This is a genomic window from Nocardia crassostreae, assembly GCF_001613405.1.
In the GTDB taxonomy this organism is placed as follows: Bacteria; Actinomycetota; Actinomycetes; order Mycobacteriales; family Mycobacteriaceae; genus Nocardia; species Nocardia crassostreae.
Map to the genome: position 1 here is coordinate 663,212 of NZ_BDCH01000012.1, position 12,245 is coordinate 675,456.

Genomic DNA, 12,245 nt, shown 5'->3' on the forward strand with positions numbered 1-12,245 from the left:
CGCCGCGCGGTCGTGGCTACACTGGCTCCCCGTGATTACCCTGCGGAACGTCACCAAGTCCTACAAGACCTCGACGCGACCCGCCCTGGACAACATCTCCGTCGATATCGGCAAGGGCGAGTTCGTCTTCGTCATCGGACCCTCGGGCTCCGGGAAGTCGACGTTCATGCGGCTGCTGCTCAAGGACGAGAAGCCCAGCACCGGCGAGGTGTGGGTGGCCGATTTCCGGGTGGACCGGCTCCCCGGGCGCAAGGTGCCCAAGCTGCGCCAGCGCATCGGCTGTGTCTTCCAGGACTTCCGGCTGCTGCAGCAGAAGACGGTCGAACAGAATGTGGCGTTCGCGCTCGAAGTGATCGGCAAGCCACGGCGGTTCATCGATCGGGCGGTGCCCGAGGCCCTCGACATGGTCGGGCTGGCGGGTAAGGCCGATCGGCTGCCGGGTGAGCTGTCCGGCGGTGAACAGCAGCGGGTGGCGCTGGCGCGCGCATTCGTGAACCGGCCGCTGGTGCTGCTCGCCGACGAGCCCACCGGCAATCTGGATCCCGACACCAGCCAGGACATCATGACGCTGCTGGAACGGATCAATCGCACGGGAACCACGGTGGTGATGGCCACCCACGACAACACCATTGTCGACGCCATGCGGCGGCGGGTGGTGGAGCTCGATCGCGGCCGGTTGGTCCGCGATGAGGAAATGGGTGTGTACGGGGTGGGCCGCTAATGCGATTCGGATTCCTCTTCGGTGAGGTCGCGCGCGGCCTCTACCGCAATGTCACCATGACCATCGCCATGATCCTCACCACCGCGGTGTCGCTGACCATGCTGGGCGGCGGTCTGCTGGCGGTGCGCATGGCGGACAAGATCCAGGACTACTACGTCCAGCGGGTCGAGATCCGGCTGTACCTCGACGACAATGTCTCGCGCACGGATCTGGACTGCACGCAGGAGCCGTGCAAAGCGCTGCTGGCGGATCTGAAGAAGCACGACCATGTGGCGAGCGTGCAGTTCGTCAACAGCCAGGAGGCGGTGCAGGAGGTCAAGGAGACGACCTTCAAGGATCAGCCGGGGCTGGCGGACGAGGTCAGCAAGGATGGGCTGCCCGCGTCGTTCCGGGTGAAGCTCGACGATGTGACGCAGTACAAGTCCATTTATGACGACTTCGCCAAGCGGGAGGGCGTCATGACTGTGCTCAATGACATGGACATCGTGGGCCGGCTGGTCAGTTTCTTCGTTGGATTGCGCAATGCGGCATTCGGTCTCGCGGCCTTGCAGGCGCTGGCGGCCCTGCTGCTGATCGCGAATATGGTGCAGGTCGCGGCTTTGGCGCGGAAGACCGAGGTGGGGATCATGCGCCTGGTCGGTGCGACGCGGTGGTACACGCAGTTGCCGTTCCTGCTGGAGGCGGTGCTGGCCGCACTGGTCGGTTCGGTGCTGGCGGTGGCCGGACTGTTCGTGGCGCAGCCGCTGGTGATCAATCGGGCGCTGGGCAGTCTGTTCAATGATCAGATTCTGCCCCGGATCACGAACGACGATATTGCGACGGTCGCGCTGATCGTCACTCCCGTCGGTGTCGGCTTCGCGGCGCTCGCCGCTTATGTCGCGCTGCGGTATTACGTCCGCGAATGAGATCGCGCGTGCCCGTTCGGCTCTCGCATCCCGCGTGTCGGGGTGCGAAGTTCGCGGGGAGGCTTGGAAGAGAGGACCGGTGTCGGGTGGTGTCCGTAGGATTGCCGTCGTGAGTGCACCGGAGGTGGAGACCGTCAGCGTCAACGAGTCCGTCGGCGATCCGGGAAGTGCTGCGGCACACCAGGTTCTGCGGAAGACCTTCGGGTACGACAGTTTCCGCGGGCCGCAGCGCGAGATTGTCGAACAGGTCATCTCCGGCGGGGATGCGCTGGTGCTCATGCCCACCGGCGGCGGTAAATCGCTGTGCTATCAGATTCCGGCGCTGGTGCGGCCCGGGGTGGGCGTGGTCATCTCGCCGCTCATCGCGCTCATGCAGGATCAGGTCGACGCGCTCAATGCCGTCGGGGTGCGCGCGGGCTTCCTCAACTCCACGCAGTTCCCCGATGAACGGCGCACCGTCGAGGCGCAATTCGTGGCCGGTGAGCTGGATGTGCTCTATCTCGCGCCGGAGCGATTGCGCCTGGAGTCCACGGCGCAACTGCTCGACCGCGGCAAGATCTCGGTCTTCGCCATCGACGAGGCGCACTGCGTCTCGCAGTGGGGCCACGATTTCCGGCCCGACTATCTGGCGCTGTCCATGCTGCACGAGCGCTGGCCGGACGTGCCGCGCATCGCGCTCACCGCGACCGCCACGGAGGCGACCCGCAAGGAGATCGCCGAACGCCTGGATCTGACCAAGGCCCGGCACTTCGTGGCCAGCTTCGACCGGCCCAATATCCAGTACCGCATCGAGGCCAAGAACCGGCCCGAACATCAGCTGCTGGCCTTCATTCAGAACGAGCACGCCGGTGACGCGGGCATCGTCTACTGCCTGTCCCGCAATTCGGTGGAGAAGACCGCGGCCTTCCTCACCGCCAATGGCATCGAGGCCGTGCCGTATCACGCGGGCCTGGACAATCGCACGCGTGCCCGCAACCAGTCTCGGTTCCTGCGGGAGGACGGCCTGGTGGTGTGCGCCACCATCGCCTTCGGCATGGGCATCGACAAACCCGATGTCCGCTTCGTGGCCCACCTGGACCTGCCCAAGTCCGTCGAGGGCTACTACCAGGAAACGGGCCGCGCGGGCCGCGACGGTCTCCCGTCCACCGCCTGGATGGTCTACGGCCTCAGCGATGTTGTGCAGCAACGCAAAATGATCGACTCCTCCGACGGTGACGCCGCCCACCGCCGCCAGCTGCAACTGCACCTCGACGCCATGCTGGCCCTGTGCGAAACCGTCCAATGCCGCCGCACCCAGCTCCTGGCCTACTTCGGCCAATCCGGCAAGCCCTGCGGAAATTGCGACACCTGCCTCAATGCCCCCGAGGCCTGGGACGGCACCGTCCCCGCCCAAAAGCTGCTGTCCACCGTCCTGCGCCTGAAACGCGAACGCGGCCAGAGTTTCGGCGCGGGCCATCTCGTCGACATCCTGTTGGGCAAGCGCAACCCCAAGGTCGAACAGCACGCCCACCACGAACTCAAAACTTTCGGCGTAGGCACCGAACTCCGCGATATCGAATGGCGCGGCGTGGTCCGCCAACTCCTCGCCCAGGGCCTGCTCGCGGTCCACGGCGACTACGGCGTCCTCACCCTCACCGAATCCAGCAACGAAGTCCTCTTCGACGGCCGCCAGGTCATGCTCCGCCGCGAACAGGAGCGCGCCAAGGCAGCCCGAACCCCCAAGCCCGCCAAGTCCTCCCGCCTCGCCGCCGCCGATATGGCCCCCGGCGATACGGACCTCTTCGAAAAACTCCGCGCCTGGCGCGCCGCCACCGCCAAGGAACAAGGCGTCCCCGCCTACGTCGTCTTCCACGACGCCACCCTCCGCGAAATCGCCTCCCGCAAACCCGCCACCATCGCCGACCTCGGCACCATCTCCGGCATCGGCGAAGCGAAGCGCGCCAAATACGGCGAAGGCGTCCTCGAAGTCATCGCCGGTGCGGCAACGGCGGAAAGTCCAGCCACTGCACCACCGTCGCCAGTTCGCCCGAAATCCACGGCGGCCACTCGCGAACCCGCAAGGCGGGCCCCGCCTCGCGCGTCAACAGCCGCACGGGGCGGAGACACATCTTCCGCCCAGCTCCACGATGTCCGCCCCCGCTCCACCCCTCCCCGGAATTCGAGATTCGAGGCCACTCCCGTCCCGTCGGCGTCGGCCGATGACATCCCGTGGCCGGACGAGGCCCCACCGGACTTCGACGAGCTACCGCCCGACTACGCCTGACGTCGGCCGAGCTGTGCCGACCTTCGACGAGCTGCCTCGACCCGAGAACTGATCTCGGGGCTGCTGGCAGCGGATTTGGTTGCTGGGCGTCGGCAGGATAAGCTTTCGGAGCTGCCGCGGTCCACGGATCGCAGCGAGTTCCTGGTCCCGTCGTCTAGCGGCCTAGGACGCCGCCCTCTCAAGGCGGTAGCGCGGGTTCAAATCCCGTCGGGACTACTGTGAAGGCCCTTCAACCACTGGTTGGAGGGCCTTTCTCGTGTTCGGGGCCATCTTGTCGGGGGCGGAAATTCGTTGGCGGGCGGGGGATGCGGTCGTTACCGTTGATCTCGGCCGTTACCAAGGGGCGCACCGGAATCTCCGGATCGCGTACCCCGTGTCGGGGCGGCACTTTCAACTGGTGACACGGAGCAATCCGTTGAGGTTCGAATCCTTGTAGCGATACGCCCTGCCCGGTCGCATGCAATGCCGTGGCTCTGCGGGCTCTCCGTCTTCGGGCGGCGGAGGCCCCCGCCGCGCCGTCGTGGCCGGGCAGGGCGTATCCGTTCGGGCCGGATGCCAAGCGGGGGAAGGAGATCGGGAATGTTCACGAAGACTTTGTTCACGAAGACCTACACGACGGTCATGGATTGGCAGCGCACCCTGCTGTACCGCGACGGCGCCTTGGAGAAGGTGCTGGCGCCGGGGCGGCACCGCTACGACGAGGAGCGCTGCATGCTGGTCTGCGTCGATATGCGGCCGCGACTGCTGCAGGTCACCGGCCAGGAACTGCTGACCAAGGACGGCTTGTCGCTGCGGGTGAGCTTCGCGGTGGACTGGGTCGTGACCGATCCGGTCGCCTTCACCACCGGCGCGCAGTACGCCGACAATGTGCTTTACGGCGCGGTGCAGGAGGCCGGGCGTGACATGGTCGCCGCGCACACCCTCGACGAGCTCGTCACCGATCGCGCACTGCTGGCCGGTGGGACCGCGCAGGTGGCGGCGGCCGTCGAGAATCTCGGTATTCGCGTGAACGGAATGCGAGCCAAGGACCTCATGCTCCCGGGCGAGCTGCGCAAGGCCGCCCTGGAGACGGTCCTCGCTCGTGAGCGCGGCCGCGCCGAGCTGGAGCGGGCGCGCGCCGAGGCCGCGGCCCTGCGCTCGCTGGCCAATACCGCCAAGCTGCTCGACGACAACCCGGTCCTGCTGCGCCTGCGCACCCTGCAGGTCGCCGCCACGCCGGGCACCCAGGTGGTCCTGGACCCGCGTGAGCGGGCGTGACCGGGGCCGCGATCGCCCGGAGGTAGCGGCCTCCGGGCGACTCCCGGAATATTCGGTTGGCACGGGCCATTAATGTTGAGCGTTATGAAGGCGGTGTCTGTATGAAAGAGAAGGGTCGCAAGGTTATCGCGACCAACCGCAAGGCGCGGCACCACTACGCGATCATCGACACCTATGAGGCGGGGATCGCGCTGGTGGGTACCGAGGTGAAGAGCCTGCGCGAGGGTAAAGCCTCACTGGTGGATGCGCACGCCAGCATCGACGACGGCGAGGTCTGGCTGCGCAACCTGCACGTCCCCGAGTTCTCGCACGGGTCGTGGACCAACCACTCGCCGCGCCGCACCCGCAAGCTACTGCTGCATCGCCGCGAGATCGACAAGCTGCTCGGCAAGACCAAGGAGTCGAGCTTGACCCTGGTCCCGCTGTCGATGTACTTCTCCGACGGCAAGGTCAAGGTCGAACTGGCCCTCGCCCGAGGTAAGCAGGACTACGACAAGCGGCAGGATCAGCTGCGCCGCACCGTCGAGCGTGAGGTCACCCGCGAGGTCGGCCGCCGCATCAAGGGCATGAGCGGCTGAGGTGTTTGCCCTGGTAGCGGATCCGCCGGTCGACCCGCGAATATTGGGATGATCCGACGTTTGCGCAGTGTTACCATTGGTGTCCCGGTGAAAGCCGGGATCGTTCTGAATCAGTGAACGAAGACGGGGCTGAACGGTTTCGACTGCGTACGTTGATTCAGGGGAAGCGTGTTGGTGCAGGCAGGAGACCACCGTATAAGCGTCGCTGTAACCCTATAAGCGCCGATTCTCATCAGCGCGACTACGCTCTCGCTGCCTAAGCAACGGAGCGTGTCTGTCAGCCCGGGTTCGCCCTCGACCCGGTCCCTGGCATCAGCTAGAGGGCTCCACTGTCCGTCGCGGCCGCGGCGGCGGACAGGACACCCAACAGCGGCTGGGATCGTCATCTCGGCTTGTTCGCGTGACCGAGAGATCCGAGCAGAGGCATAGCGAACTGCACACGGAGAAGCCCTGAAGATGCGGCGGAGGACCCGGGTTCGATTCCCGGCAGCTCCACTGAGGAGAGGCCCACACCCATCCAAGGTGTGGGCCTCTCCTCATTCTGCGGTATCTCCGGGTTTCGGAACCCGCCAAACGATCGTCGGCTGTGAATCGATCGGCTGGCCTGGAGCGCCCACAACAATGTGGTCCACAAGGTAGAGCAGTACAAGCTTCTGGGCGTGGTCGGACATATTCCGCCAAGTTTGGTCGGACACGCCCAGAACCTCTTGTACGACATTCTGCTGCTGCTCCAGGAAGTCGATCTCGTCCCGCAGCGAAGGATCTACTGTTGTTTCCGGAGCGCCTCGGAGCGCGTTGATCGACCGTGCAAGGATCGCTGGCTCCGAACGCAGACGCTGCAGGACCTGCTGGGACACAAACTCGTCGGCGAGGTCAGTGTCGATGCCATCGTGGGTATCCTCGTCGTCCATCCCTGCAATGTAGTTGCCGCGCAATGTATCCAACAATGTTCGCAAGAAGGTTTCGGGGCCAATCTCGGCGAGGGTTCGTAGATTGACCGCGATCCACTCCTCATCCGAAATGAGAGGTTCGTGCGGAAGCGCGAGGGACGGATCGATTTCGATGGCATAAATTGGGTTGATCATCAGCCGCGTGATGTCGTCCGGAACCCACTGGGTGCCATCGCCGCGGGTGCATTCGGGAGCGCCTGGATGGAGGATCAGCTCAGACAGGCCGTAGGTGCCGGTGTTGGCTGCCCGCCATAACGCTCGAAACCGATCGACCTCGATCTCTGGATGCCTCGGGTATACGCCGCAGACGGATACGAGTGCGCGCACCAGTGTCTCGAGAACCTGCCATCGGGGAATGGCCTTGCCATGAAGGATCTTTCGGACCTGTTCGTGACTGAGGGTACCTGGACCATCCACGTCGAGGCTGCTCAATCCCCGCAGTGATGGTGAGCCGGCTCGGCCATAAAGCTCATGGATGGCGACCAGTAGATCCCGGTGCGGCCCAGGAGGGACCGAAGCTTCCCCCGGAAGCGGTATCGGCGCCATTCCGAACACCTTTCGAAGTCAACTAACGTCAACCGGCGTGTCCCAACCAGGGATTTGCACCTGGCATTACGGGTAGCTCGTCATCAACTGTCTTCCTCGAGGCGCCAGCACTGACTATAGATCCATGCAAACAAACCCTCGGCTGGCGGTGAAGGCCAGTCGCTCCGTGCCGTCCGGCGGTCTGCGATGAGGCGCCCGAAGAACGTGCCAGCCAACCGCTTACGCCCTCGCATGATGCGAAGCAAGGTGAAACCGGAAGCAGCGTCGGCCGAGACCCGCTACGCCGATCGCGCACCGAACTCTCGGCTTGGGCTACTCGACACGGTGTTGACCGACCCTTGCCGGTTTCGCAGGGCTGCGCTATTGATCGTGCTCGTGGGCGTACTCGTGCTCGGGCTGATCGTCGTAGCGGGTCCGTTGGTTGTGGCTGCCGCAGCGGGTGCGATTGGTTCAGGCGCTGCGGTTGGGTCTCTCAAACGTGTGAGCAGAGGATGAGTCCTGGAACAAGGCTGCGAACACCAATGCGACGTCGATTAGCCCGCGCAGGTATTTATCGTTTCTTCTTTTTTCTTGATTTTGTTTTCGACTTGCCGCTCTTTTTTGACTTGCGAGTAGTTCTGCCTTGCTCTATCCATTCTATCTTCCCCTCTCCGATGGTTGCTGTCAGGCCGGTGCACAGCCATATCATTCCCGGAGCCAGGTCGATGTCGAAGAGTTCGTGCAGGTCGTTAAGGGTGAATTTCTTCCATGGCTTTCCGATCTTTTCCTCGAGTGTGGAGATCCCGGGGAGGCCCCAGATGGCCACTGCTACTGCGGCTGTAATGCCGCAGTAGTCGTCCTCGCCGAATTCTGCGTGTAACCAATGAATGGCCTGGGTTAGTTCGACTTCAGAGATTCCCCTTTGCTTCATCGAATTTAGCCAGATCAGAGGCTTTGTAACCAGCGTTTGTAGAATGACGGTCGTCTCTGGGTTGGCTTCGTCGATGTTGACCAAATTCTCAATGATTCTGCGCGGCGCTTCCGATTCCGCTGATCCGTCGAGTAACTCCTTGATTATGTGACGCCAGGTAAATGAGGCAAGTTCGACCGGGTTCATTTCTTGCAGCGCTCTGTGGTGCTCGACGGAAGCGTAAAATGCATCTTTCTCACTTTGGCTAAATAATTCTTGATTATCTTCCGTGACAAGGTATCCAACCTCGCTGGCCGCAAAGGCGAAAGATGATATCCGCGGGTCGGAGGCGTTCTCTGCGATAGATTGCAACATTTTGGACCAAGTGGTTTCCGCCATGGGGGTTGGAATCTCTTCGTCTGGGTCAAACAGTATCGGATCATCTGGATTTGGATCCCTTCCGAATTTTTCTCGGAAGAGTCTCCTAAGTTCTCGAAGGGCCTCTCTGGTTTCCGAATCCATTTGGACCATGCGTCCTGACCGGGTTCTCACCTGCTTGTGACCGAACTCGAAGGCGAGGGGTACGAGGTCGGTCCCAGGCTCGCTGTGCCAGCGTTTTGATTCGTCATCGACGCCAGTCATGAATTGGGGGAGTGCAAATAGGTGACTCAATGTCGTCGCAGGTTCGAGATCGTGCTCTGAAGCCAGCAGGATTGTATCTACAACGGCGGCAAATGGGGACTCCTGTTCGAGCCCGAGCGCCCATGCGTGGGCGCGGCCACCCAGATCATCGACGGGCTCCTCATCCGAGGCGCAAAGGGATACGAACAGCGCTATGAGAAACGTCCAGCTATCTGTTCGAACCGGCAATCCGATCAAGTCGAGAAGGTACAGCCCGTCGCGCAGCTGTTCGGCGCAGGTGTCGTCGCTCACGGTCGTGGCATCGAGCGTGTTCATGAAATCGATTGCCAGGTTCTGGGAGTGCTCTGAAATCTCCGGCAGCGAGTGGCTCGCCGGAGGACAGCCACGGACGAAGCGAGCTTCGGCGAGCGCGTTCTCTGGCCGAAGCTCGACGGGGATTTGTAGGTCGTCGAGGTGTGCGTCCTTCAGTGTGGAACACAGCGCGAGGAGAATTGAGCCGTCGTCTATCGGCATCCCATGGTGGTTGCTGAGATTCACCGCCGCGTCCACCAGTTCTCGGATCCCAGCCCAGAGCAATGTGTCACGGATGTGTCGTAACCAGGCCGTTCGGGCATTGCCGAACTCGCCGGCATCTCTGAACTCTTTCGGATATGTACACCCCAGGACAACGAGATCGACCGGGTCTGTGTCGTGGAACCACTCTGGTCCATCATCGTTGACCTGGGCCAGTCCGATCGTTGCGTATCCGGTAGCGTAAGCGCCCGCGATGGTCGTCCGAGCTGACGGATCTGAAATCAGCTGTGTCAGATCTCTCGCCGCCGCGTCCTGGTCCAGTCCGCGTGGGCCGTTGAACGTAACGTCGTACTCGGGTGTGTGTGCCTTCGCGCGCCTGCTGCGTCCATGGCGTGAGTTACCCACCGGCGAGACCCCTTGTGTCGAACCTGCTGAACAATGGCGTAGACGGCAGCTATCGTATTCCCTACGGGCACTGGGTAAGTCGGAGCTTCAGAAAAAAGGAGCTGAGGGGTTGGAGCTGCCGAGCGCGGATGATCGCGTTGAGCGTGATGCGGTCCGCAACACCGTCGACGGGCTTGTGCAGGGGTCAGTGGTGCAGGCCAACCACGTTGCAGGGTCGATCTATGTTGGCAATGATGAGTCGAGATCCGCTGCCTACTTGGGAGAGCCGGACAATTGGCCGCTGACGGCGGAGTGGGACCCTATCCAGGCTGGTGTGCTGCGATCACGTCCTGGCGCTGACGACCGAGGTATCCCGCCCTACGTCCGCCGGGATATCGATGAGCAGCTGCGTTCAAGAATGACGGCCGCTTGCGATCATGGGGGCTTGGTCTATCTAGTAGGTTGTTCGGCGTCGGGGAAAACTCGGACTGCCTTCGAAGCGATGCTTGCAACCATGCCGGACTACCGGGTTGCTGCCCCGGTCACCGGGGCCGATCTTCCGGCGGTTCTCGAAACGATCTTGCAGAGGCAGATTCACTGCGTGCTGTGGCTGGATGATCTCGAAAGGTTCTTTGGTCCAGGAGAGTTGGACGCTACGATGCTGGCCGCATTTGTCCGGCTCCGGGTGCCGATTGTTGGGACGATACGTACGCCTCAATACGACCTCCTCAACCCGGGCTCGCGCAGCTCCCTTGATACAGCTGTAGATTCTTCGCCTGGACCGCGAGCGGGCATCGGGGCGCGAGTGCTCGCCATGGTGGAGCCGATTCTGCTTCCGAGGCTCTGGACCCAGAACGAGGTCGACGGTGCTGTCGGTGAGGTCGACGAACGCATTGCCGACGCAGTCGAGCATCACCGGTCGTACGGCATACCCGAGTACCTTGTGGCCGGCCCTTCGATTTGGTCTGAATGGCGGCGAGCATTTGAAATCGGTGGGCTTCCGAGAGGTGCGGCCCTAGTGTCTGCAGCTGTCGAGCTGGAACGTGCCGGGTTGCCTGGGACATATTCTCAATCGTTGCTCGTCGACCTGCATGAAGCCTACCTAGAAGAGCAAGGTGGTTCACTGCTCCGCGCCGAGTCACTGCCGGATGCCTTCATGTGGGCGGCCGAGGAGAGATTCGGTATCACAAGTCCACTACTTCCCATCGAAGATGGCCGGTGGCTCGTGTTCCAGTATCTGGTGGACCGCACGGAACAATCGTCCCCACGGTCTCCCGTCAAGGATCTGGTTTGGCAGCGGGCCGTAGAGCATGCAGCGAACGATCACGATGCGATGGGTGTGGCAGTGCGCGCAGCGACAGCTGCCACGGTCGTGTCTCTTCAAGTGGCCGAGCAGATTTGGCTTTCGAAGACCAGACATCCTGCTGTCGAGATAGCCACAATCGCTGCATACAATCTAGGTGTTCTCTTGCTGGAGACCGATCGACCGACCGAAGCTCGGGCAATGTTTCTGCAATCCGCTGAGGGTGGAGAGCCCAGGGCTGCCTTCAATCTCAGCATTCTGCTCGATGAAGCGGGTGAGAAGGTCGAGGCGCTGGAATGGTGCCGGACGGCTGCGGAGGCAGGGTATACACAGGCTTGTTTCAGGCTTGGTTTCGAACTGGAGAGTCAGGGCGAAATCGAAGAGGCGGAGGCCTGGTATCGGCGAGGCGCTGAGCTGGGGGAGTACAGATGCGCAACCAACCTCGGAAATATCATGAGCGCCAGTGGGCGTCGTGACGAGGCGCAAACCTGGTATTCACGAGCGAACGAGCTCGGTGATTCTTATGCAACCTTCAATATCGGTCTCTTCCACCATGACTCGGGACGGCTGGACCTCGCCACCCAGTGGTACACACGCGCCTCTGAACAAGGTTCGGCTGAAGCCGCACTGAATCTCGGCGTAATGAGGAGTATGGGTGGTGACCTGCTCGAGGCTGAGAAGTGGTACAGGCTGGCAGCAGACCGAGGATTGGCGGGAGCTGCGTTCACCTGGGGAACCTGTTCAGCGGCCTGGGGCGGGACAGAGACGCTGAAGAGTGGCATCGAAGGTCAGCAGAGGGTGGCCACTTCATCTCCATGCGCATTCTGAGTCGGTCGGCTTATCAATCCGGTCGGGTGCCGGACGCTATCGACTGGCTGGAACAGGCTGCCGCACTTGGTGATTGCGATGCAGCGACGACGCTGGGTGAGATGTACATCGAGTTGGACAGGCTCGATGACGCGATACAACCCCTGACGATGGCCGCTGAGAGAGGCGCTCGTGACGCTATCTTCAACCTCGCGGTCTTGTATGCCAATCGCGGTGATGCTGAACAAGCCCAACGTTGGTTCCGGCAAGCGGCCGAGAATGGAGATATCGACGCAGTGGTTTCGCTTGCCCGCCTTCAGTTCGAGCGCGGCCGCGTGACATCGGCCATGTGGTGGGTTCGACGCGCCCGAACCTTGCGGTCCCGCGCGGCTATGGAGACCCCGTCGGCTAATGGAAGTTGATGTCGCCGTAGATTTTGCCAGTCTGAACGACATTTCCCGTCACCGATCCGGAGATCTCATTCGTG

Annotated in this window: 9 protein-coding genes, 1 tRNA gene and 1 other RNA gene; 9 read left to right on the plus strand and 2 right to left on the minus strand. The window is 62.5% G+C overall.

All coding sequences use genetic code 11. The annotated features are described in order from the left end of the window. Positions 1–31: 31 nt before the first annotated feature. The 7 genes from ftsE to ssrA all read left to right on the plus strand — a co-directional run bounded on the left by ftsE (position 32) and on the right by ssrA (position 6,222). Positions 32–721 carry a cell division ATP-binding protein FtsE gene (ftsE, locus tag NC4_RS09860; protein WP_067535271.1) on the plus strand — a complete coding sequence of 230 codons (690 nt, stop codon included), beginning with the start codon at positions 32–34 and terminating at the stop codon, positions 719–721. Then, on the plus strand, positions 721–1,626 hold the full coding sequence (gene ftsX / locus NC4_RS09865) for a permease-like cell division protein FtsX (RefSeq protein ID WP_067535273.1): 906 nt from the start codon (positions 721–723) through the stop codon (positions 1,624–1,626). The genes ftsE and ftsX overlap by 1 nt, the downstream gene beginning before the upstream one ends. Before the next feature lie 124 nt (positions 1,627–1,750). Beyond that, entirely contained in the window at positions 1,751–3,889 is a 2,139-nt protein-coding gene (gene recQ, locus NC4_RS09870; protein WP_245721615.1) for a DNA helicase RecQ, read from the plus strand. Positions 3,890–4,032: 143 nt separating this feature from the next. Further along, positions 4,033–4,105, plus strand: a tRNA-Glu gene (locus NC4_RS09875). 363 nt (positions 4,106–4,468) lie between these two features. Beyond that, a complete protein-coding gene (locus tag NC4_RS09880) occupies positions 4,469–5,146 on the plus strand; it encodes a slipin family protein (protein WP_169814757.1) in 678 nt (225 codons plus the stop codon). Positions 5,147–5,247: 101 nt separating this feature from the next. Beyond that, positions 5,248–5,724: an SsrA-binding protein SmpB gene (gene smpB, locus NC4_RS09885; protein ID WP_067535275.1), complete on the plus strand. Its 477-nt coding sequence runs from the start codon at positions 5,248–5,250 to the stop codon at positions 5,722–5,724. A gap of 125 nt (positions 5,725–5,849) precedes the next feature. Beyond that, positions 5,850–6,222: a transfer-messenger RNA gene (gene ssrA, locus NC4_RS09890) on the plus strand. Positions 6,223–6,260: 38 nt separating this feature from the next. Here the strand turns inward: ssrA and NC4_RS40040 are convergent. Next, positions 6,261–7,106 (minus strand): hypothetical protein, encoded by an 846-nt coding sequence (locus NC4_RS40040; protein ID WP_157554444.1) that lies wholly within the window; start codon positions 7,104–7,106, stop codon positions 6,261–6,263. 664 nt (positions 7,107–7,770) lie between these two features. Continuing rightward, on the minus strand, positions 7,771–9,669 hold the full coding sequence (locus tag NC4_RS09900; protein ID WP_169814758.1) for a hypothetical protein: 1,899 nt from the start codon (positions 9,667–9,669) through the stop codon (positions 7,771–7,773). Positions 9,670–9,778: 109 nt separating this feature from the next. On the opposite strand from NC4_RS09900, the gene NC4_RS09905 reads away from it, so the two are divergent. Then, the gene (locus tag NC4_RS09905; protein WP_169814759.1) at positions 9,779–11,779 is read left to right on the plus strand and encodes a tetratricopeptide repeat protein; all 2,001 of its coding nucleotides are present in this window, start codon (positions 9,779–9,781) and stop codon (positions 11,777–11,779) included. After that, the gene (locus NC4_RS09910) at positions 11,767–12,180 is read left to right on the plus strand and encodes a tetratricopeptide repeat protein (RefSeq protein ID WP_084528755.1); all 414 of its coding nucleotides are present in this window, start codon (positions 11,767–11,769) and stop codon (positions 12,178–12,180) included. The genes NC4_RS09905 and NC4_RS09910 overlap by 13 nt, the downstream gene beginning before the upstream one ends. The last annotated feature ends 65 nt before the right edge of the window (positions 12,181–12,245 follow it).